Here is a 23064-nt window from a genome sequence, read left to right as displayed (position 1 = left end):
CATGATCAAGACCTATGACGTTGTAATTGCTGGCGGCGGGGTGATCGGTGCCTCAATCGCCTATCACTTGTCGCGCCGCAAAGATTTGAAAATTGCCATGATCGACTGCAAACGCCCTGGCAACGCCAGCCGTGCGTCGGCAGGCGGTTTGTGGGCCATCGGGGAGTCGGTGGGCCTTGGCTGCGGGGTGATCTTCTTTCGCATGATGTCGGCTGAGCGCAAACGCGAAGCCCAAGGCAGCGCAGTGGTGGTGGACTCCAGTACGCCGCACATCCTGCCCGACTGTTTCTTCGACTTTGCCTTGCAGTCCAATGCGCTGTACCCCGGTCTGCATCAAGAACTCAAAGAAAAACACGGCATGGACTTCAAGTTCGAACGCACGGGCCTCAAGTACGTGATTTACGACGATGAAGACCGCCTCTATGCAGAGCACATCGTGGCCAATATTCCGCATTTGGCCCATGAAGTGCGCTGGCTCGACCAGGCCGCCCTGCGTGAGTCCGAACCCAGTGTCAGCCACGATGCCAAGGGTGCGCTGGAATTTCTGTGCGATCACCAGGTCAGCCCGTTCCGCCTGACGGACGCCTACACCGAAGGTGCACGTCAAAATGGCGTTGACCTGTTCTTCAACACCAACGTCACCGGTGTACTGCGCCAAGGCGCCAAAGTGTTGGGTGTGCGCACTGACAACGAAGGCGTCTTCCACAGTAAAACCCTGATTAACGCGGCAGGCGCATGGGCCGCAGAGCTGAGCGTGATGGCCACCGACTTGAGCATTCCTGTGGCGCCAGTCAAAGGCCAGATCGTGCTGACCGAGCGCATGCCCAAGCTGCTCAACGGCTGCCTGACCACCAGTGATTGTTATCTGGCGCAGAAAGACAACGGTGAAATCCTGATTGGCAGCACCACGGAAGACAAAGGCTTCGACGTCACCACCACCTTCCCGGAAATCAGCGGTCTGGTACAAGGCGCCATGCGTTGCATCCCGCAGCTGAAAGACGTGAACCTCAAGCGCACCTGGGCCGGTTTGCGACCGGGGTCGCCGGATGAACTGCCGATCCTGGGACCCATGAAAGGGGTGGAAGGTTACTTGAACGCGTGCGGTCACTTCCGTACCGGCATCCTGACGTCGGCTATCACTGGCGTCATGCTTGATGCTCTGGTGCGCAATGAACCTTTGCCGTTGGACGTGACGCCATTCTTGGCGGATCGCTTTGATCTGCAGCCCGTAGGATTGCCACAAGTGATGGGCGCGTAAGCACTGCTTTTACGGTAGGAGTTGAGCTTGCCTGGTGAACACGGAGTGTCAGTCAACCTTAAGGTTGAATGCCAAGTCGTGATTGCAAGGCAAGCGCGATCCTCGTTTGTTGTAACAACCCTTACCCGTAATGATGACCAGAGCCTGTGCGGTAGTGACTAGAGCCCTTGATATTACGTGTAGAGACAGGCTGTTCAGAGAGTATTCACGCCACCCACCATTTAAGTTTTAACACATCGAGTTCCCTCCAGACGGAACCCCAACAAGTGATAGATGCACCTATGGGAGCCTGATTGGAGGAGCCTTGAAACTCTGACTGACAGGCATAAACCCCAAGCTCGTCTGATAGGGTATCTAGCCAATGTCTACCTTCACCATCCCGTTTTTATCACTCGTCACGTCCCAACTGCCCGCGATGCCTAACAACAAGCAATCGCGCGTTGCGCAAGGCAACCCGTTATCAGTAACCCATCCGGCCCTGCCTGTGCAAAAGCCCGCTCCATTGCGCGAGAGCACTCAAAATAGCTCAAACCGTGAAACCGGGGCTCCTGCGCAGAGAGTGGGGGCGAATGGCAACTCGTTATCACTGCATTCTTCGTCGCCCCAACTGGATGACAACACGCACACTATTTATGGATCAAGTACGGTTTCACCGCCCACGGTGAGCTATAGCCTTAATGAGCGAAAGCAGCGTCTCGATGCTTATGCTGATCGGGTAAAGGCGCAGATTGGCAACATAGAACAGGGACGCGAGGGCGAAAGAAACATCAAGTTCCAGAACGCACGCCAGTTCTTGGAGCCATCAGGATTCTTCAGCGCAGGCTTATTGGCTGCGGGGTATGACCCACATGAAAAAATCACGGTGACGTTCGACGCCTACAGAAAAGAAATAATAGGGAATAAAACAAATCATGTAAGCACTGAAAAAAGAACGTACTTAGCCTGGGAGTTAGCAGCCGGTGCGCTGGCACACGACAAAGTGGCACCGGGTGGCCCGATCAATTTTCAATACATGAGCATTCAGCCAAAAGACCGGAGCAAAGTCGACGCGCTAGAAGGGCTAGGGAAAAATCTTCAAGATCATTGGGAGAAAGAAATCGCTACGCCCATGCGCGATGCATCGGGGGGGATGGCGCAGCGCTCCGGGAAAGCAGATGCCTATCTAGTAAAGGGCACTTTGCAAAGCCTGGTTAACGATAAGACGGGTTTTGAGTCGTTAAGCCCAGCAGGTCAAGCCGCTGTAAAACGCACCCTGGCGCACAATGGTCAGGTCATCATTCCCAATGTGTACGGTTACCCACTGGCCGGCTATGCATTTATTCCTAATACCCCTTATGACGCCAATTATGAGCACCGGCCAAATCAGGGGCTGATGATTGATTTGCGCAAAGGCAGTGCTCATGAAATTCAGGGAGATGAAGGCTTTGCCAACTGGGCTACCACCCATCGGGATGATCTGCTCAAACGTTTCAATGCCCGCGACAGGCAAGGGGGTAAAGATGCCCATTGGCCAAAGGCAGGTGAAGTGCTTGATAGCCTGATCGCCGGCAATGATGTGAGCTACGAGGGCTATTTTAATCTCGTTTCGGATCAGGCCATTCCGGTGCGGGAGACCTTCAATTACACCCGTTCGCGAAACCGTGATTATTCATTAAGAGAGGGGAGTCTGGAGCAAGGCCTTGCGTCTCAATATCAAGCCGTGAACACCAAGAACTCAGTGTGGGCCGACCAGACGCAGGTGTTTGGTGCCTCACAGCAAAGTTGGAAGAGTGTGAAAGAGGCGTGGGGTAATACCTTCGGTTATTTACCGGTTGTTGGCAACGCTGGCAATATTGTCTTCGGTATTCATGACGGTATTTATGGCAAAACGGCTGATGATCGACTTCAAGGTAATGCCGCCGCGGTGATTTCGGGCCTGCAATTAGCGCATGAACTACTGCCCGGGGCCGTAGAGACGGGATTAGGTGATACACCTTCACTCAACACGTCTGCCGTCAAAGACTACAGTTGGACACCTAACGAGCAGACGCATGATCTTGAATTACGTCGACCTGCGAAAGCACTCAATAGGCCAGTTGAAGGAAATGTTCCCGTTCAGGGTGAGCCCCCCACCCAAGCAACATCGGTAACCGGGGCAGTTAACAAAAGGGTTTCAAACGACTCCGATATCAACCGCCTGCGTCCTGGCCAAGCGGGAAGCATTAGCGACTATGCAGTGCCAAACGGTGAAGCATTAATTGAAAACACCTTGCCGAATGGCCAAGGCATTTATCAGCTAAAAAACGCGAGCGGAGTGGATCAGTGGTTCATCCGTCATACCGATACCCGCGGTGCTCCCAAGGTCTACGAGATCAGGTCCGACTTTAAAATCGGTGATAACCGGGTACAGATTATTGACCCCGCTACCCGTAAACCTTTAGTGACGGTCAGTCATACAAACAACGGTGATTGGATTCGCACTGAGGGGCAAGGAGGAAGTTGGCCATGGCGCAGGAGCAGTTCGCCGACTACGCCAGTTGCTGAAGAGAGGCCTGCTTCACCCTTGGCAGCCAAGTTTGAGGTGGAAGGGCTGGACACCACGGGCGCCGAAAAGCTTGATGAATATTTAAAGTTCGATAAAAACATCGAATACGATTACGGGGTTAAAAATACACGGCAAGAAAACGGAGTAGTAACGCAAAAGCAATTCCAGCTTTCTTGGCAGGTTGAAGAGGATAATTTTATGGTTACGGAAGGGGAAAGAGCCAGACCCAACCACTTGTCAGACACCGACTATTCGCACAACTTTTTATTAGACCTTGATCGCAATTACTACTCGGTCATCAATCGAGAAAAACCTGAGCTCAATATGATGCCTGACGCTGAAATTATGACGGGAGATGAATTTACCTTACTAAAACTTCGTCAGTTTGAGGCCGCTATTCCTGATCCGTTAATGCGTACGCGCATTTCCGAAGTGGCGCATCAAGGTGCGACGGTGCACGGATTTAGTAATGTAACGAGCGGGGACGCCGGATTAAAAGGCGATCTGCTGCCCAGTGGCAGGGGCTTGAGTTTTATAATTGATTATGATCCTGTACATAAGGCAGCTAATGTCAATGTCGTTGCCAAAAATATCGTCTTTGACGTCGGTGATGAAATACGGCAAGTTCCGGATGTAGACTTTACGGTAAAACGCACTTATACCATAAGGGAGGGCAATGAGATCGGCGTGGACAGTAATCCTTACGTAATCGATAAACATGCGCCTTCCACCATAGAGTTTTCGCTGACCACGGATGTTTAAAACGGGCTGCTGACAACGTTGTGCATCGCGGATAACTCTCCCGGCTTGAGAGTCAGCCTCTTAGGTCGGTTTAAACGATGCCATGTTGCAGTGCAATTACGCCGCATCAGAACGCGAGTAAGCGCGTTCTGATGAAGTGTTGTCTTGTTGAATAATTAACGCTCGCCTATCGGTATTCGCTGGTAATGCATCTCGGACAGGATAAAAAACTCCTTGTCCAGCAACGTACGCACATCAACCAGGGGCATCCCCCGTAAGTCGGGGGCCAGCCTTATCCCATAATCCTCAATGTTCTTGATCGTCTGCGCTCCTCGCCAGATCACGTGGTACGCCAGGTAATACACCGACTGGCCAGGGCGCAGCCCAATGTTTCGCTGCGCCAGTTTGTCAATGAGCAATGGCTCATCAAACACATCGACCAGGCCTTGTGTTACACGCTCCAGCACGTGCTCCAGGCGCAGCAGCACAGACTGCTTCTCGGTTTCGCTGTACCCGTTCCACCCTACGATTTCGTGATGAAAGCGTTTGCAGCCACGGCATACAAGGTCGCCAAAAACCGTTGAGCATAATCCCACGCAGGGCGTTTTAATTTTCTGGCTACACATAAGCATCAGTTTGTAAGGGGGAAGGGTGAATGAGGCAGCGGGCTCAATCCCAGCTCAATGCGCCGCCAGTCTGGTACTCGATGACGCGGGTTTCGAAGAAGTTCTTTTCTTTCTTCAAATCCATGATTTCACTCATCCACGGGAAGGGGTTGGTGGTGCCCGGGAACTCTTCCCTCAAACCGATCTGCGACAGGCGGCGGTTGGCAATGAACTTCAAATAGTCTTCCATCATCGCCGCGTTCATCCCCAATACACCGCGGGGCATGGTGTCGCGGGCGTATTCGATTTCCAGCTGGGTGCCCTGCAAAATCATTTGCGCCGCTTCATCCTTTAAATCGGCATCCCACAAGTGCGGGTTTTCCAGTTTGATCTGGTTAATCACATCAATGCCAAAATTCAGGTGCATGGACTCGTCGCGCAATATGTATTGGAACTGTTCAGCCACGCCATTCATTTTATTGCGCCGTCCCATGGACAGGATCTGAGTAAAACCGCAGTAGAAGAATATGCCTTCCAGAACGCAGTAGTACGCGATCAGGTTTTTCAGCAGTTCTTTGTCGTTTTCGACGGTGCCGGTTTCAAATGTCGGGTCGCTGATTGAACGGGTGTACTTCAATCCCCACGCGGCCTTTTTAGCCACCGACGGGATCTCGTGATACATGTTGAAAATTTCGCCCTCATCCATGCCCAGCGACTCAATGCAGTATTGATACGCGTGGGTGTGAATGGCCTCTTCAAAGGCCTGGCGCAAAATATATTGGCGGCATTCCGGGTTGGTGATCAGTCGATAGACGGCCAGTACCAAATTGTTGGCCACCAATGAATCGGCCGTAGAGAAGAACCCCAAATTGCGCATGACAATGCGGCGCTCATCATCGGTCAATCCTTCAGGATTTTTCCAGAGGCTGATGTCGGCAGTCATGTTGATTTCTTGCGGCATCCAATGATTCGCGCAACCGTCCAGGTACTTCTGCCACGCCCAGTCGTACTTGAACGGCACCAACTGGTTAAGATCGGCGCGGCAATTGATCATGCGTTTTTCATCCACCGCCACCCGTGCCGAAGCGCCCTCCAGCTCAGCCATGCCCTCAGCGATGTCCAGCGAATTCAGGGCCGCCTTGGCCCGAATGATGGCCGGGGTGTCACCTGCGGTGACTTGGCGTGCTTTGGCGGCCTCTTGATCGCCAGCGTTGTTGAGTGCGTCCAGTGCAGCCGGTGCGGGTTGCGCGGCACGCAAATCAATGTCTTCGTTGTCAGAGCTGTCCCAATTCAACATAGGAGTTTCCTTTCGCAGGAGGCGGGTTTGACCAGGGTGTGTGGTCTTGGACGGGCGTAAAAATGTTCAAGCATTAACAAAAACACACCAGGAGTGAGCTGGCCTCGCGATCTTGCGGGTGCGACCTCTCGCGAGTAATCGCGCTCCTGACGGTCGTGTTGATAGCGTAGCTTCTCAGGCTAAAAACACACTATGTGGTGTTTGTCGCTCTTTGGTGACACACCATATAGTCGACGGGGAGGGTGGTCAACCAGATTTCCTGTTCGTGACCACGCCAGCGCAGTGATCAATCTGATAGCCTTTGGCAACTTTTCTTTCGTGCGGACTCGCCATGGACTATTTCGCAGCGCTGAATGCTTTTGTCGAAGCGGCGCACGCCAACAACTTTTCCAGGGCCGCCGAAAAACTGTCGATCAAAGCCTCAACGGTGTCGCGTTACATCAAGGATCTGGAACACGATCTGGGCATCGCCTTGTTCAATCGCTCAACCCGTACCTTGCGCTTGACCGAGGGGGGCGAGACGTTCCTGCACCATGCGGTGCGGGTACTGGATGAACTGGAGCAGGCCAAGCACGCGACGGCGTCGCTCAACCAGCACCCGCGTGGCCTGCTGAAACTCAATCTGCCCCCCGCATTCGCCCGGCATCACGTTCTGCCACTCCTCGGTGAGTTCATGGCGCAGCATCCCGAAGTCCGCCTGGAACTGATGCTGGACGATCAACATGTGAACTTGATCAATGCCGGCGTCGATCTGGCCTTGCGCATTGGTGTCTTGCCCGACTCCACCCTCAAAGCGCGCCAGCTGGCCAGTGAACGCACGCTGGTCTGTGTCAGTCAGGCGTTCGCCCGTCAACACCCGGCCCCTTCAAACCCGCAGGCGCTTGGCGCGGTGTTGTTGAACGGCAATTTGCCCGACGATGTTTTCTTTGTGCCGGCTGACGGTTTTATTCACCCCGTGCAGCGGGTGCAAGTGGCAGGCGGGCTGCGCATCAACGACCTGGAGGCGCAATTGCTGGCGGTTGAGCAGGGCTTGGGGGCGGCCTGTTTACCGGACTGGCTGGTAGCGCACAAGCTGGCCTCGGGCGCTTTGGTGCGTTGGTTGCCTGAATGGCAGGTGCAAGCGACGCAGGTGCCTGCGTCGCTGTGGTTGGTGTACCCACCCAAACGCACGGTGTCGTCGAAGGTGCGTTGTTTCATCGACTTTATGGTCGAGCGTGTCGGCAGCCCCGCGTATTGGCAGTCTTGAGGGGTTAGCTGAAGCGGATATCCAGCGCCCGCAGATACGTTTGCAAACCTGCGTCCTGGATCGGGATCAAGAACGCTTCGCTCTGCGACTCATTGAAGTGCGCATGCCAATAACCCGGCGGCGTGACAAACGCCAGCCCCGGCGCCCAGTCAACTCGGGTCGGATTACGGATCTGGCCGTTTTCATCGATGTCCGTGCCGACCAGGGTGTAGCAACCCGCAGGGCAGTCAATGATGAAGTCCAGCGCAATGGATTGATGGCGGTGTGGTTTTTGCACCGAACCTGCGGGCAAAATCCCGTACATCGCCCATAACACGTGAGTCACCGTGCGGGTTTGAGGAAAATGCCGATTACCCAGCAAGATACTGATACGGCTGCGATCCTGCGCTCGCGGGTCATCCGCGGCTTCGCGCAGCTTGGTATTGGCGGTGTGAGCGGGATACAGCGTGGCGCTGAACTGTTGTTGCGCAGGCACCACCCCCAAGTAGCGCAGCAGCGGCTCGTCATGTACGTAATAGAACCGCGCATCTTCACTGGCGCTCAGCTGAACCGCTTCTATTCCGGGCATGGCGATAAAACAGCCTTTCTCCCATTCAAAACGCGTGCTGCCCTGCACCAATTGCCCACGCCCGGCGATCACATACACCACCTGAGAGGTCGTGACAGGCGCCAGCGTCAGGCTGTCACCGGCATTCAGACGAATGAAGTTCGCCAGCAACCCCGGCCCGGTTGCGGGTCCCGGACAGCCCAGTGCCTCGCTCAAGTCCAGCGGGACCACGCGACTTGGGCCTGTGTCATACAGCGATGAAGGGAAATTTTGATAAGGAATACGGGAAATCAACCCGGCACTGATCGGGTTGGCGGCTTTGCTGTACTCAAAGTATTGCGCGTCGTGTTCGGCATCCAGCACATCAAGGTGTTGCAATGGGGCATTCAGGCTACTCATGGAAACCTCTTCTTATCAGTCGCATCACGGCTGCACGGAGTCGCCACTATAAGAGGCGTTCACGCCCGGATTAAAGCCTCAAACGGAACAGCAGTTGTGCCGAAAGGGGTGTCCAGGACAACGCTTTACCCCCGACAGGCGTTAGGGGGGTAAGTGGTTAAAAGTGGACAGTTATCCTGGCTGGTGTGCGTTATCGATCATCAAGTTCCAAAAGTCACCGAAATAATAGGGACTGGTCTTGACTCAGTACTCTTTGCCGGTCGCAGAAAGGGCGTATGACGATGCGTGACGGTGTATGAAGCCAAACGCAGTGCTCACATTAAGCAGCGTATTCATTGCCCGTGGCGCAAGCCCAAGATGATTGCTTAATGAGGTGATACTCCATTCGCCCGGTTGATGGAGTGTTTCAAACAGGCCCAACGTGTGTGCGATTAAAACTGCGGGGTAGGTAAATAAATTCAGGGTGGTATCAAAAACGTGGGTGTCTTGAGTCTTTGGGGGCGTTAAGCGCATGTGTTTACCTGCGAAATGATGGCAGCGCTTTAGGAGGGAAGGTGCGGTACGTCTGGGTTTGAGCGCTGCAACGCGAAAGTCTAGTTCAGGCATGCGCGCGCCCCCGTACAGCCGCTGGCAACCCTCAAACGCAAAAGCCCCGGCACGTGAGCACCGGGGCTTTTTGGGTGGGGCGGGTGACGCTTAGAACGTGTATTTGGTGGTCAGCATCAGGCTGCGTGGCTCACCGTAGTACGTGGTGTTGAAGTTGCCCAGGCCGGACAGGTACTTCTTGTCGAAAACGTTGTTGGCGTTGAGGTTGAACGTCAGGTGTTCGTTGTACTCGTAACGGGTCATCAGGTTAACCAGCGCGTAGCTGTGCTGTTCGATGATGTCGTAGTCTTCTTTGGCATCGTTGTAGATCTGGCCGTAGAACGGGCTTTGCCAGTTCACGCCACCGCCAACAGTCACTTTGTTCAACACACCGGGCAAGCGATACGTGGTGAACAGTCGCGCCACGTTTTCAGGCTTGGTGGTTTGCAATGGATAGCCATACACGCGCTTGCCATCTTCGGAGCGGGTTTGAGCATAGGTGTAACCGGCGATCAGGTTCCAGTCCGGCATGATTTCGCCGGTCAGCTCCAGTTCAACGCCCTTGGTGGTGGCACCGTCCAGAGACTCATAAATGCCTTCGTTAGTGATCGGGTTGGTGCCCACGTTGATGGGTACCTTTTTCTGCTCGGTACGGAACGCCGCGATACTGGCGTTCAGGCGACCATCGAAATACTCGCTTTTCAAACCGATTTCGTAACTGTTGCCTTCAGTCGGCGCCAGGGTGGTGCCTGAAGCGCTTCTGTCCGTGACCGGTTTGTAAATGGAGGTGTAGCTGGCATAGACCGAGTAGGTGTCGTTGATGTCATACACGGCACCGGCGTAAGGCGTCACACGGCCGTGTTGCTTGGACGTGGTTTTGTTGTCTTCGAAGTTCGGTGGTGCTTGTACGTAGTATTTGTAAGTACTGTTGTATTGGAAGTCGCTCACACGACTGCCCAGGATCAACGACAAATCGTCGGTAGGCTTGAAGCGTGCCGCTATGTAAGCGCTGTTCTGGTTTTGATTGGTCTCGTACTTGCCGTTTTTCGGGAAGTCAGGCTCCGGGTATTTGCCCTTCCAGTCAAAAATGCTGCCCGGTACTTTGGTGAACTGGCTGCCGTCAAACGTGGCCCCTGTTTGTCTGGATTCCTGAGAGGTGTAGCCCACCACCAATTCATGCTCACGACCGAACAGGCTGAATGGGCCGGTTGCGTTGAGATCGAAGGTGTTTTGAACGCGATGGCCTTCCCATTTACCCCAGTAGAAGAACATGCCATCGCCGGTCACCGGGTCAGGCTTGTCGCCACTGGCAGAGCCTAGCTGTGTGTCGTGATCGTTGACCTGCTGGTTGATCGTGCCTTTGATTTTCCAGTCGTTGGCAAAGCGGTGCTCAAGGGACGCGAAAGTGGAGCGCGCTTGCACGTCACGGCGGCTCCAGTCGGTGGCCGGGTTGAACGAGCGGCTGAAATCGGTCTTGGTGTAGTTGGAGAAGTAGTACGGGTTACCGGTCCAGGATGAGCCGCGCGGCTTGATGTCCTGGTAATCCATGCCAAAGGTGAACAGGGTGTCCGGGGTGATGTCGGCTTCAATAATCCCGTAGAACACTTGGTTCTTTTTTGTGTAGTGGTCGCGGTAGGAGTCGGCATCCTGAAACGCCGTCACAAAACGCCCACGCACACTGCCGTCGTCATTCAGCGGGCCGGAAATATCACCTTCGGTCCGGTAGTCGTCCCACGAACCGGCACTGGCGGTAATCGAAGCCTTGAATTCGCGGGTCGGTTTTTTGCGGATCAGGTTAACGGTCGCGGAGGGATCGCCGGAACCGGACAACAGGCCCGTTGCGCCCTTGACGATGTCTACGCGGTCGTACAACGCCATGTCGACCTTGGTCGCGCCTTCGTCGAATACCCCGTCGTATAACGAGTTGACGCCGTCGTACTGGAAGTTGGTGATGGCGTAACCGCGTGCCGAATACTCCATGCGGTCACTGTCGTACGCCTGGGTGCTGATCCCCGGCGCGTTACGCAACACATCACCAATACTTTGCGCGCCTTGGTCGTCCATGTTCTGACGGGTGATCACGGTCACGGTTTGCGGCGTTTCACGAATCGACAGCGGCAGCTTGGTCGAGCTGCTGGTGGCGCCGGTGGTATAGGAACCGGTGTCTTCGGTCGTCAGCGAGTTGCCCAGACCTTGGCCGGAAATGGTGGTTGCGCCCAGCTCCAGCCCTTTGCCTTGCGGGGCGTTGAGGATCACGGTATCGCCATTGAGCTGGTAGGAAATGCCGCTGCCTTGCAGCAGGGTTTCCAGGGCTTTAACGGGTTCCAGTGAGCCGGACACGGAATGCGACTTGATCCCTTGAACTTGATCGGCGCTGTACAGGATCTGCAAGTTGGCTTGCTTGCCCAGCTCATTCAGCGCGTTGGCCAGCGACTGCGCCGGGATGTTCAAGGCTACCGGGGCTGCTTGAGCAACCGATGAACCCAGCAGCACCGAAGCGACAAAAGCACTGGACAACAGCGTGCGGCGAACGGTCTGGCGCTGGGTAGCGATCGAAAGCGGGGTCCGTCTCAAGTTTGGTCGTTGCATGGCGTGCCGAGGCTCCGAAGGAGGGGGAATTATTGTTTGTTAATGGGAATAGTTATTAGACGCAGCGCGATTAATAAACCGGAAAGAAGTTCCTCATTTAGTTGGAATTTATTTTTTCTGAGCAAGAAATCACCGTAGGAGCGAGCAAACTCGCTCCTGCATGGCGGGGATCAGGCAGGTTCCAGCGCGGTGCTGACCTTGCCGCTGTCCATGCGCACCAGTTGGTCTGCGACATCGAAGTAACGGTCGTCGTGGGAGATGACGATGATGGTTTTGCCCAGGCGCTTGAGGTCCGGCAACAACTCGGTGTAGAAAATGCGGCGGAAGGTCGGGTCTTGATCGGCCGCCCATTCGTCAAACACCAGAACCGGGCGTTCTTCGAGCCACGCGTTGACCAGGGCCAGACGTTTGCGTTGGCCGGTCGACAGGTCGGTGGTGCTGAACTGACCGTCGTTGATGCTGACCTTGTGCGAAATCTCCAGACGTTTGAGGTACTGCTCGGCGTCCTGCGGGATTTTCATGTCGCCCTGCACCACGTCGTCGAACAGGTAGTAGTCGGCAAAGATGGTGGTGAACAGCTGGCGGTAGTCATCGCGGGTTTGAGCGCTGACGGCCTGGCCATTGAGACGGATTTCGCCCTGTTGCGGTGCGTACAGACCCAGCAGCAACTTGATAAGGGTGGTTTTGCCACAGCCGTTTTCGCCGACGATAAACACGATATCGCCTTGATTGATTTTCAGGTTCACCGGTCCCAGGCGGAAGGGCGCGCTGCCCTCTACGGCCGGGAAGCTGTAGTTCACGTCCACCAGTTCGAGGCTGTTAACGGTTTTGTCTTGCGCGCCATCTTCGCTCAACAGCAGATGTGGCTCTGGCGAGTTGAATTGCTCGGAGAGGTCGGCAATGCGGCGGAAGGCAATTTGCGCGCGGCTGATGATCGGCAGGGTGCTGATCAAGTGCTCAAGCGGCCCTTTCATGTACAACAGCACCAGCACAAACCCGCTTATTACGCCAGGATTGGCGCTTGGCCACAGCGATTGCATGGCCAGCGCCAGGCCTATGACCACGAAAAACAGCATCGACCCCAGGCTTTTGGCGATAACGAAGGTGTTGATCGAGCGCACCTGAATGTCACAGATTTTTTGTGCGGTGCGCGCGATGCCTGACACAAACATGCGCTGACGACGCGGGCGGTGAATGCGCAATTCCTTGGCGCCTTCGGCAATCGCGTTGTAATGCTTTTGCAGCTCATCTTCAGCTTCGCGGGCCTGGGTAAAACCGTTCAGGCCGTAGCCGCGCGCGATGTACTGAATCACCGTGCCGATCACAATGGCCACCAGCATCATCAAAAACATCGGCCACGAGAGCATGGCCAAATAGCCCATGCAACCCAGCGTCACCGTCAGGGAAATCGCCAGCGGGGCAAAGGCAAACGCGAAATCGCTGATGGTGTCGACGTCGTGGGTCAGCACCGGGATCAGTCGGTGGCTGCGGTAGCGTTCGATTTGCGAAATGGGCGCCGAGAGCACTTTTTCGCCCAGCTCTTTGCGCAATTTGGCAATGATGTGCTGGCCTACATAGTTGCTGCCAATGTCTGAGCAAATGGTGCTGATCAGCGCTAATACGCACAGCCCGGCGAACAGGGCGACCACATGGTTGGTGAGGCCGCTTTCGCTGTGCAACGCATTATTGATGGTGGCCAGCAGCACCGTCACGCTCAAGCCGCCGACCATGCCCAACAGGACGGACAGGCTGACAATGAGCCGGAACGGCTTGAGCAGTTGGAACAGTTCTCGAAGAACCCCGGGGTTGTGTCGGGGCGTGGCGGGCTGGCTCATAAACAAGAGTTCCTTGAATCAAGGTAAGGGCAGTCTCTTGAGAACGAGCGATTGGGGTGGGGATTTAGTGTGAGGCGGCCCAGGTCTACATCCCTTGGGCTGCGGTCTTTTTTATCAACATAAAAGCCCGCAGCCTTCTCCAGCGGCTACACAGTGGGGTTAAAGTTCGCGCTGCACGCGAAAGCCCACCCAGTCGCCACGGGTTTGCGGGTAAATATCGTTGCGGTTGCCGGAGCGGGAGAACACCGGCGCTTCGCCCCAGTCGTTGCCGCGGATCTGGCGCAGTTCGCAGGTGCTGCCGCTCACCCAGGCACTGCCATCAGTCGGCGCGCCGACGTAGTCATGGTGCTTGCAGTCTTCCAGCCATTCGTAAACGTTACCGTGCATGTCATACACCCCAAACGCATTGGCCGGGTAGCTGCCTGCGGGCGAGGTATAGCTGTAACCATCGGTCGGGCCGTAGGTGTTGGCATGTTTGGCGATGCTGTACTCCTTGCCTTCGTCCATCGGGAACGGGAACGGGCCGGTCGAGCCTGCGCGCGCTGCGTATTCGCGGGTGGCTTCGCTGACCATGCGATAAGGCTTACCGGTTTTTTTCGCAATCCAGCTGACGTAGTTTTTGACGTCGTCGAAGTCCATGCACACAGCCGGCTGGCGTGGGCCTTGCGGGTAGCGCGGTTTGCTGGCAATGCACTCGCGTCCCGGGCGGTCATCGCCATCAGCAATCTTGACCCCGGTTTCCTTGATATAGGCGTCAAACTCGGCAGCAGTGACCTGGAAGCGGCTGATGGCCAGCGGCTTGCTGAAGGTCACTTTATGCCGGGGACCTTCATCGGGCTCACGCCCGACTTCATCCTCTGGCGTGCCCATCATGAAGCTGCCCGTCGGCAGGACCACCATTTCAGGGCAGTCTTTACAGTCTTTGAACACCGTGCCCGGCTTGGCAGGTTCGGCTGCCTGAGCCAGTGCAGGCACCAGGCTGGCAAGCAAGGCGGCCAGCGATAAACGGTAAAGCGGTTTCAACGTAAGCATGGTCGGCAAGTTCACTTATAGAGTTGATGTGGGTTTGGCAGCTTTTTGCACGGTGTCCCACACGCGCAGGAAATTGCCACCCCACAATTTGGCGATATCAGCCTCCGAGTAGCCGCGTTGCAGCAGTTCGGCGGTGACGTTGCGGGTTTCGCTCACATCCTTCCAGCCGTCTAGTCCGCCGCCGTCATTGAAGTCAGAACTGATGCCCACGTGGTCGATGCCGATTTTTTTCACCGCGTAATCAATGGCGTCGCCGTAATCCTTGAGCGTGGCTTTGGGTTCTTCTTCGACGATGCCGTACAGACCGGCCGCGTACTGGCCAAAGCGTTGTTCGGGCCATACGGTGATAATCGCGTCGCCGGGCATCAGGGCCATTTCCAGGCTGTGCAACGGCGGCAAGTCAAACTGGCTGCGCAGGGTGTTGAGTTTGTCCTGGCTGGCAGTGCTCAACGGGCGCAAGTAGGTCGCAAAACCCACAATCTGCACCACGCCGCCACTGTCTTTGATCAGTTGCATTTCTTTGTCGCTGAGGTTGCGCGGGATGTCCACCAGCGCCCGTGGGGCTGAGTGCGACGCGATCATCGGGGTACGGCTCAGTTGGCTGACTTGCTCCAGTGCCTTGGTCGACATCTGTGACACGTCAATGATCACGCCCAGATCGTTCAGGCGTTGCACGGCTTGCTTGCCCGTATCGGACAGGCCGCCGAGGGCATCCGGGGTGTCGTTGAAAAAGGGCAGGGGGCGCGAGGAGTCGGCCCAGTCGTTGTTGCCGACATAACTGAAGCCGAACATGCGCATGCCGCGCGCCGCCCATTTGTCCAGTTGGTTGAGGTCGTTGCCCAGCGGGTAAGCGTTGAGCATGCTGATAAACACCGCGAACTTGCCTTCGCCATGCAAGCGACGCAAATCATCCGGGGTATAGGCAATGCCGACCTGATTGGGAAAGTCGCGCACCATGCCCGTGATGATCTGATAGCGCGCTTCTTGCTCGTTGCGCGCCGCTTCGACAAACCCTGCGGTGGGGCGGTGCGGTGCGTTGGGTCCGTTCCAGATTTCCGGCCAGCCGAAAACCGTCAGTGCTGCACCGGACAGCCGTCCCTTGGCGGCCTTGGCCAGGTCGAATTGGCCAGGGCCGTCCTTGTCGGCTTCATTGCCCGCTGTGCCGAACTCCAGCGGCACCGTGATGTGGCTGTCAAAAGACAGCACGCGGTCCTGTAGCTCGTCGGCTTGCTTGATGATCTTGAGCGGGTAGCCCGGGTTACCGTTGTAAAACGTGTTCCACACCAGGAAACCACCGCCGATGGCTGCGGCCAGGGCCAATGGGATACCGATTAACAGGGCTTTTTTTGAACGTGATTGAGTCATTGCCATCTCAGTAGAAATCCGCCGTCAAGGGGCCGGCGCACGGCCTTTGCTATCTGGAGAGAACGAGGGGCAAGACAAATAATTTAGCGTCACGCAGGCCCGTCACCGCCGCAGATGCCACTTGGGTATGAATCAGATGACATCGCTGTGGCTGAATTCCTCGGCCAGAAAGTCAATCAGCGTACGCACCGACGGCAGTAGCCCCCGGCGAGAAGGGAAAACCGCGTGCACGATCCCGCTTTTGGGTGCCCATTGCGGCAACACGTTGATTAACTGCCCGCTGGCGATGTGATCGCGGACCACCACATTGGGGACATGCACCACGCCGAGGCCGGCCACAGCGGCCTGGCACAGTGCCGGCAGGTCATCGGTAATGAGTTTGGGGGTGTGCGAGATGAGTGCGGTGGCTCCGTCGGGTCCGAACAGCTCCCAGGCATAGTCGCGCTGGGCCGACCCCCAATACAAACTGGGCAGGCCACTCAAGTCGGCGGGCGTGGGCGGCGTTGAAAAACGCGGCAGGAACGCAGGGCTGGCGACCAGACTTTGAACGCTGTTGCCCAGCACTTTCATCACCAGATCGCTGTCTTCCAACGGCGGAAAACGCACCCGGATAGCCATGTCGAAGCCTTCTTCAATTACGTCTACCCGGCGATTGGTGCTTTCAACATGCAATTGCACCAAGGGGTAAGTGAGCATGTAACGCGCCAGCATGGCACTGACCCACGAGTTGAGCAGCGAGGTGGGGCAACTGAGACGCACAATGCCCTGTGGTTCTGAGCGATTTCGTTCAATGACTTCCGCCGCTGCCTGCGCCTCAATGCACATGGCCCGACACCGCTGGTAGTACTCCTGTCCGATTTCAGTCAGGGAGCAGTGGCGGCTACTACGCTGTATCAACCGCACGCCAAGGCGCTCTTCGAGTTGGGCAATACGCCGGCTGAGTTTGGACTTGGGCATGTTCAGCGCCCGGCCCGCTGCAGCGAAGCCACGATGCTCGACCACTTGGGTGAAGTAATAGAGGGTGTTGAGGTCTTCCACCATCGTTCTCCAAATAGAACGCAACGGTTCAAAAACGCAGTCTAGTCGACAAAACAGATCAAACCTATGCTGTTGCCATGAATTACAGGAGGTGCAAGATGAAAAAAATTCTTGGCGTTTACACCGCTCCACGTCCCCATTGGGTGGGTGATGGCTTTCCGGTTCGCACGCTGTTTTCCTACGACAGCATGGGGAAACACGTCAGCCCGTTCTTGTTGCTTGATTACGCAGGGCCAGCCGAATTTACCCCGACCACTGAGCGTCGTGGTGTAGGCCAGCACCCGCACCGCGGTTTTGAAACGGTGACCATTGTCTATAAAGGCGAAGTGGAGCATCGCGACTCCACGGGCAATGGCGGCGTGATCGGGCCGGGCGATGTGCAGTGGATGACTGCGGCATCAGGGATTTTGCATGAGGAGTTCCACTCCGAGGCTTTTGCCCGCAGTGGCGGCACCCTGGAGATGGTCCAACTGTGGGTCAACCTGCCCGCCAAAGACAAAATGGCCGAGCCGGGTTACCAAGGCATTGTGGATCGGGACATTCCTGAGGTGGCGCTCAAAGACAATGCCGGGCGTTTACGCCTGATTGCCGGTGAGTTTGACGGTCATCGCGGCCCGGCACACACGTTTACTGACATCGACGTGTGGGACATCCGTTTGAACGCGGGCAAGTCGACTGCACTCGACGTGCATCAGGGTCGCAACACCGCCTTGGTGGTGCTGCACGGTGCGGTTGAGGTCAATGGCAAGGAGGTGGTGCGCGAAGGACAGTTGGCGTTGTTCGAGCGTGACGGTCAGCGGGTGCAGCTCGAAGCCAATAACGACGCGGTGCTGCTGATCCTCAGCGGTGAACCCATCGACGAGCCGATTGTGGGTCACGGGCCGTTTGTGATGAACACCGACGCTGAAATCCATCAGGCGTTTGCGGATTTTCAGTCGGGTCGTTTTGGCCGCATGCCGGCCTGACGCATCCGCTAACCCGCACACCCGGGCCGTGAACGGTCATGGCCCGGGCTTATCGTTTCATCCCAAGAGAGGAACATCCTGTGACAACTTCTTACAAGCGCTTGGACAAGGACAATGCCGCCGTTTTGTTGGTGGATCATCAGGCCGGTTTGCTGTCGTTGGTGAGGGACATCGAACCGGACAAGTTCAAAAATAACGTGCTTGCACTGGCCGATCTGGCCAAATACTTCAACTTGCCGACCATTTTGACCACCAGTTTTGAAACAGGCCCCAATGGCCCGTTGGTGCCGGAATTGAAAGCGCTGTTCCCGGATGCGCCCTACATTGCGCGCCCTGGGCAGATTAATGCATGGGACAACGAAGATTTCGTCAAGGCGGTCAAGGCTACCGGCAAGAAACAACTGATTATTGCTGGCGTGGTGACTGAAGTTTGCGTGGCTTTTCCGGCGCTGTCTGCCTTGGCAGAGGGCTATGAAGTGTTTGTCGTGACCGATGCATCGGGCACGTTCAACGAAATCACCCGTCACTCAGCCTGGGATCGCATGTCGGCCTCTGGGGCGCAGTTAATGACCTGGTTTGGTCTGGCCTGTGAGCTGCATCGCGATTGGCGCAACGACGTGGAAGGTTTGGGGGCGCTGTTTTCCAACCACATCCCGGACTACCGCAACTTGATCACCAGTTACACCACCCTGACGGCGGGTAAGTAAGCTGACAGGCAACTGGCGCTTTTCGCGTCAGTTGCCTGCATCTTTAACCTGAGTTCCGCGCTTAATATCCTGCTCAATACGTTCAAGCAAATACCCATAGAAGGGGTTTGAAGTGACGCGCATCAGTGTGTCCATCGGCACCATTAATACGCCGCGCTCACCGCGTGCCGCGAGTGTGCCCAGGTGTACGCCAAAATCTTCGTCTTTGTCCGGTTGCTGACCATAAAGCGCATCGCTTTGTGGGAAGGGCAGCGCGACATGTGACAGCGAATAAATGTCTTTCGGGTAGTCCAGCCCTAAGGGAGTTTGTGTGGCTATTTCAGACCGCGCCGGTGTGTTACGTACAACCATTTCGCTGCTTTCAGCGGACAGGTGGGTGACCAGGCTGGTTTGATAATTACGCGGTGGCGGTGGCAGCATCTGCTCGATTGAAGCGCTGGCAGCGGGGGTCAATAAACCACCGAATTCGCGGCTGCGATTAATGTCGAACAGCACCAGCTCGCTGCCATTGTCAGGCAATAAACGGAACAAGCCGTTGACCACAGCGGGTGTGCTGACCGTGTGGTCCATGAGTGATTGAAAGGCAAGAATCGGCGGTAAGTCGCGCAGGGCATCTTGCTTTGACAGTAGCAACAGCTGGCTTTGCAACGCGTCAGTCAAAAGCCACGATTGGCGAGCACCGTTGACTGGAAATGAGTTGTATTTGAACGGATTGAACTCCGGCAAGCGGCCTAGCCAGGCGGCTTTACTGAACGCCGGCAGCACCGCAGGCAGTCCGGCCAGCCCGGCATAGCGGGCGAAACTGTTCACCCCGATCATGGGCGAGATGAGGATCAGTTGGTCGGCCCGCGCCAGTTGCGGATCGCTCAGGCTGTCGAGGGCATATTTCACCGCCAATGCGCCGCCGTTGGAAAACCCCACGAGGTGCAAAGGCGCAGGTGCGGGCACTTGTTGGCGGGCTTCGCGCACCGCCAGGCGAGTGGCGGCCATCCAGTCTGGCCAGTCAGCGTCGGTCAGGCCCGCGGGGACGGTGCCGTGACCGGGCATGCGAATACCGATGGCCACAAACCCCGATTCACAATAGCGACGGGCAATGTGCCTGAGGCTGTAGGGCGAGTCGGTAAGGCCGTGCAACAGCACCACCACACCTTTGGCCACACCCACGGGTTCGAGCACGTAGGAACGGTTCCAGTCTTGAGTGAAGCGGGCAGGATAGACACGGCTCTGTGGCTGATAGCGGTTGATGGCCGGGGTGTCTTCTACGGCGAGTTTGTCGCTGACCTCGCGACGTACTTCGTCAAACACTCGCTGCTCCGCCGCCTGCCATTGCGCCCAGTCGGCCTTGTCGATCTGCTGTGCACTGAGTTCGTGAGGCACCACGGTGTGCCAGAGCTCCAGCGGCGGCCCAAGCTCAGTGTCATAGACACGCCAGGCGAGTAGCGTCACGGCCGCCACGCCAGCGATCAGGGCACTGCGTTTTAACCAGAATTTAAGCGGCGCAAGCATCGTGGCAAAAACTCCGGCAATGAAGGAGGCGAGCTGGTTCGGGTAAAGCAGGCGTTTCGTCAAATCCGTTCTAGGCTTGTGCCCGGGCGCGAAGGACGCTGCCTCAGTATGGCTCGCTACTCACATGGAGACGTGGACATGGACAACTATTATCAGGAAATGGATTACATGCTGACCGCCGATCCGGCGACCTTGGCGTTGGACCGCTTTGACGTCAGTCATCCAGGGTTGGTGCAAAACGACACCCTGGGCCCTTTTTTCGCACGCATGCGCCGCGAAGCCCCGGTGCATTACTGCGCGCACAGCCCTTATGGCGCTTACTGGTCCGTCACCAAATTCAAGGACATAGCTGCTGTCAGCACCAACCACGCGGTGTTTTCTTCGGACGCGGCCTTGGGCGGGGTCACCCTTCACGATCAACCCAAGGACTTTCACCTGCCGATGTTTATCTCGATGGACCCGCCTCTGCATACCCAGCGGCGCAAGGTCATCAGCCCGTTCACCACGCCTGAAAACCTGGCCAAGCTGGCGGGCACTATCCGCTGTGTGGCCGGACGCATCCTGGACGACTTGCCGCGCAACGAAACCTTCGATTGGGTCGAGCGGGTCTCCGTCGAGCTGACGATCCATATGCTGGCGGTGTTGTTTGACGTGCCCCAGGCGGACCGGCACAAGTTGATGCGCTGGTCGCAAGTGGCCACTTCGATCCCAGGTTCAGGTGTGGTGAAGAACAAGGCGCAACTGCGCACAGAACTGCTGGAGTGCCTGAGTTACTTCACTGACTTGTGGAATGAACGGGTTAACCGTGAGCCGCGCAATGACCTGATTTCGATGATGGCCCATGCCGATGTGATGCGTGAGATGCAGCCCATGGAGTACCTGGCGCATGTGCTGCTGTTGATCGTGGGCGGTAATGACACCACCCGTAACTCGATCACGGGCGGGGTGATGTTCTTGCACCAAAACCCTGAGCAGCAGCGCAAACTGCACGCCAATCCGGCACTGGTCGAGGGCATGGTGCCTGAAATCATTCGTTATCAAACCCCGGCCACGCACATGCGTCGCACGGCTTTGCAGGACATTGAGCTGGGAGGCAAGTTGATTCGTAAGGGTGATCGCGTGGTGATGTGGTACTTATCCGGCAACCGTGACGAAGAGGTGTTTGAGCAGCCCGATGCGTTCATCATCGACCGGCCCAATGCGCGGCGGCACCTGTCGTTTGGGCAAGGCATTCACTACTGTGTGGGCAACCGGGTGGCCGAGATGCAGCTGAAAATCCTGTGGGAAGAAATCCTCAAACGTTTTCCGGCCATTGAGGTGATTGAACCGCCACGGCGGATCTTCTCCAGCATGTTGCGTGGTTTTGACCGCATGCAGGTGCGCATCCCCGGTTGAAGCACGGGTAGCACCGCGCTCTGGCGGCGTAGCCGTTGCCGAATTGTCGTGAACCCAGGATTTTCGACGACGTTGTCGCCAGACGCAGCCTGCGCAAGCTACGGGGTTGAGAGGTTGTTGACGGGCACGTGTCGTTGCTGCCCAAGGCTGCGTCCGATTGCGCAGCGATCGCAAAACCGGAGGACACGGTTTAGCAGGCGGATTCAATACGCGGGTTCAACGACGGCTACGCCCCAGCACACAGCGTTACACCCGTTCGAAAATCACGGTAATCCCCTGGCCGCCTCCGATGCACAGGGTGGCGAGCGCGTAACGGCCTTGAATGCGCTGCAACTCGTGTATGGCTTTGGTCGCGATAATCGCGCCGGTTGCACCCACCGGATGGCCCAAGGCTATCCCCGAGCCGTTGGGGTTGACCTTGGCCGGGTCCATGTCCAGTTCCTGCATCACGGCGCACGCTTGCGCTGCGAAGGCGATGTTGGTTTCGATCACGTCCATGTCGCCGATGTGTAGCCCGGCCCGCTGGAGCGCAAGACGGGTGGCAGGGATTGGTCCCAGCCCCATCAGCTCAGGCTCGACGCCTGCATGGGCATAAGCCACTAATCGGGCCATCGGCTTCAGGTTGCCCGCCAGCACGGCGTCAGCACTGGCCAGTACCAGCGCGGCAGCGCCATCGTTCAGCCCTGACGCGTTGCCTGCGGTCACGGTGCCGTCTTTTTTGAACGCAGGCTTCATGCCCGCCAATTGTTCAAGGGACGTTGCACGCGGGTGTTCATCGGTGCTGAACAACGAAGTGCCTTTACGCGTCTGGACCTCGACCGGGGTAATTTGCCGCTCAAAGTAGCCGTGTGCGATCGCGTGGGCGGCACGCTGCTGGTCGGTATGGGCCAGCCTGTCCTGTGTCTCGCGGCTGATGCTATTGCGCTCGGCGATGTTCTCGGCGGTGATGCCCATGTGAATGCCATGAAAAGGGTCGTGCAGCACACCGAGCAGGTAGTCCTGCACCTGTGCATTGCCCATGCGCGCGCCCCAGCGGGCCGACGGCAGCACATAGGGGCCACGGCTCATGGACTCGACACCCGCGCCAATGGCGAAGTCAGCATCACCGAGCATCAGGGTGTGGGCCGCCGAGATAAGTGCTTGCAAACCCGAGCCGCACAGGCGGTTAACGTTGTAGGCCGGGGTGTGCAGGGGAATGCCGGCGTTGATGGCCGCGACCCGCCCTACATAGGCATCCTGCGGCTCAGTGGGTATCACATTGCCCATCACCACATGCCCGATGCGCTCAGGCTCGACCTGGCTGTTGAGCAGCGCCGCCTTGACCGCAGTGGTGGCCAGGTCACACATGGGCACGTCTTTGAGTGCGCCACCAAAGGTGCCAATGGCGGTGCGCTGGGCACTGAGGATGAAAATGTCAGGGGTAGGCATCA

At 56.7% G+C, this 23064-nt stretch carries 17 protein-coding genes; 6 read left to right on the top strand and 11 right to left on the bottom strand.

Features of this window, described 5'->3' with window-relative positions; translation table 11 throughout:
* The first annotated feature begins 1 nt into the window (after position 1).
* Both hcnC and GYN01_RS01050 read left to right on the top strand, forming a co-directional pair.
* Positions 2-1258 carry a cyanide-forming glycine dehydrogenase subunit HcnC gene (hcnC, locus tag GYN01_RS01055; RefSeq protein ID WP_048365397.1) on the top strand — a complete coding sequence of 419 codons (1257 nt, stop codon included), beginning with the start codon at positions 2-4 and terminating at the stop codon, positions 1256-1258.
* Between the two features lie 361 nt (positions 1259-1619).
* A complete protein-coding gene (locus GYN01_RS01050) occupies positions 1620-4544 on the top strand; it encodes a hypothetical protein (RefSeq protein ID WP_238936065.1) in 2925 nt (974 codons plus the stop codon).
* Positions 4545-4699: 155 nt separating this feature from the next.
* Here GYN01_RS01050 and GYN01_RS01045 read toward each other — a convergent pair whose 3' ends face one another.
* Positions 4700-5149, bottom strand: a complete 450-nt coding sequence (locus GYN01_RS01045) for a DUF1289 domain-containing protein (RefSeq protein ID WP_048399422.1) — start codon at positions 5147-5149, stop codon at positions 4700-4702.
* 43 nt (positions 5150-5192) lie between these two features.
* The gene (locus tag GYN01_RS01040; protein ID WP_048399424.1) at positions 5193-6425 is read right to left on the bottom strand and encodes a ribonucleotide-diphosphate reductase subunit beta; all 1233 of its coding nucleotides are present in this window, start codon (positions 6423-6425) and stop codon (positions 5193-5195) included.
* A 331-nt stretch (positions 6426-6756) separates the two neighbouring features.
* On the opposite strand from GYN01_RS01040, the gene GYN01_RS01035 reads away from it, so the two are divergent.
* Complete coding sequence (locus tag GYN01_RS01035) at positions 6757-7671, top strand: LysR family transcriptional regulator (RefSeq protein ID WP_048365400.1); 915 nt, start codon at positions 6757-6759, stop codon at positions 7669-7671.
* Positions 7672-7675: 4 nt separating this feature from the next.
* Here the strand turns inward: GYN01_RS01035 and GYN01_RS01030 are convergent, their stop codons facing one another.
* From GYN01_RS01030 to GYN01_RS01000, 7 genes are all read right to left on the bottom strand, one after another.
* Positions 7676-8617, bottom strand: coding sequence for a cupin domain-containing protein (locus tag GYN01_RS01030; RefSeq protein WP_203306467.1), 942 nt, complete (start codon positions 8615-8617; stop codon positions 7676-7678).
* A gap of 243 nt (positions 8618-8860) precedes the next feature.
* Positions 8861-9223, bottom strand: coding sequence for a hypothetical protein (locus GYN01_RS01025; RefSeq protein ID WP_203306466.1), 363 nt, complete (start codon positions 9221-9223; stop codon positions 8861-8863).
* Between the two features lie 90 nt (positions 9224-9313).
* Positions 9314-11791, bottom strand: coding sequence for a TonB-dependent siderophore receptor (locus GYN01_RS01020; RefSeq protein ID WP_048399428.1), 2478 nt, complete (start codon positions 11789-11791; stop codon positions 9314-9316).
* Positions 11792-11961: 170 nt separating this feature from the next.
* Positions 11962-13626, bottom strand: a complete 1665-nt coding sequence (locus GYN01_RS01015) for a cyclic peptide export ABC transporter (RefSeq protein ID WP_048399431.1) — start codon at positions 13624-13626, stop codon at positions 11962-11964.
* A 159-nt stretch (positions 13627-13785) separates the two neighbouring features.
* Entirely contained in the window at positions 13786-14658 is an 873-nt protein-coding gene (gene pvdO / locus GYN01_RS01010) for a dihydropyoverdine dehydrogenase (protein ID WP_203306465.1), read from the bottom strand.
* 15 nt (positions 14659-14673) lie between these two features.
* Positions 14674-16023, bottom strand: a complete 1350-nt coding sequence (gene pvdM, locus GYN01_RS01005) for a pyoverdine-tailoring dipeptidase-like protein PvdM (protein WP_048399434.1) — start codon at positions 16021-16023, stop codon at positions 14674-14676.
* 132 nt (positions 16024-16155) lie between these two features.
* Complete coding sequence (locus tag GYN01_RS01000) at positions 16156-17064, bottom strand: LysR family transcriptional regulator (protein WP_203306464.1); 909 nt, start codon at positions 17062-17064, stop codon at positions 16156-16158.
* A gap of 95 nt (positions 17065-17159) precedes the next feature.
* Here GYN01_RS01000 and GYN01_RS00995 point away from each other — a divergent pair, with 95 nt between their 5' ends.
* Positions 17160-18026, top strand: a complete 867-nt coding sequence (locus tag GYN01_RS00995) for a pirin family protein (protein ID WP_048399439.1) — start codon at positions 17160-17162, stop codon at positions 18024-18026.
* Between the two features lie 80 nt (positions 18027-18106).
* Positions 18107-18733, top strand: a complete 627-nt coding sequence (ycaC, locus tag GYN01_RS00990) for an isochorismate family cysteine hydrolase YcaC (protein WP_048399441.1) — start codon at positions 18107-18109, stop codon at positions 18731-18733.
* A 27-nt stretch (positions 18734-18760) separates the two neighbouring features.
* Here ycaC and GYN01_RS00985 read toward each other — a convergent pair whose 3' ends face one another.
* Complete coding sequence (locus tag GYN01_RS00985; RefSeq protein ID WP_203306780.1) at positions 18761-20239, bottom strand: alpha/beta hydrolase; 1479 nt, start codon at positions 20237-20239, stop codon at positions 18761-18763.
* A 138-nt stretch (positions 20240-20377) separates the two neighbouring features.
* Between GYN01_RS00985 and GYN01_RS00980 the strand changes: the two genes are divergently transcribed.
* Positions 20378-21634 carry a cytochrome P450 gene (locus GYN01_RS00980; RefSeq protein WP_048399445.1) on the top strand — a complete coding sequence of 419 codons (1257 nt, stop codon included), beginning with the start codon at positions 20378-20380 and terminating at the stop codon, positions 21632-21634.
* Positions 21635-21880: 246 nt separating this feature from the next.
* Here GYN01_RS00980 and GYN01_RS00975 read toward each other — a convergent pair whose 3' ends face one another.
* Positions 21881-23062, bottom strand: coding sequence for an acetyl-CoA C-acyltransferase family protein (locus tag GYN01_RS00975; RefSeq protein ID WP_203306463.1), 1182 nt, complete (start codon positions 23060-23062; stop codon positions 21881-21883).
* Positions 23063-23064: the final 2 nt, after the last annotated feature.

This window comes from Pseudomonas weihenstephanensis (genome assembly GCF_016812185.1).
Lineage (GTDB): Bacteria > Pseudomonadota > Gammaproteobacteria > Pseudomonadales > Pseudomonadaceae > Aquipseudomonas > Aquipseudomonas weihenstephanensis.
Note: the sequence above shows the minus strand (reverse complement) of the source record. Positions and strands in the feature narration are given on the sequence as shown.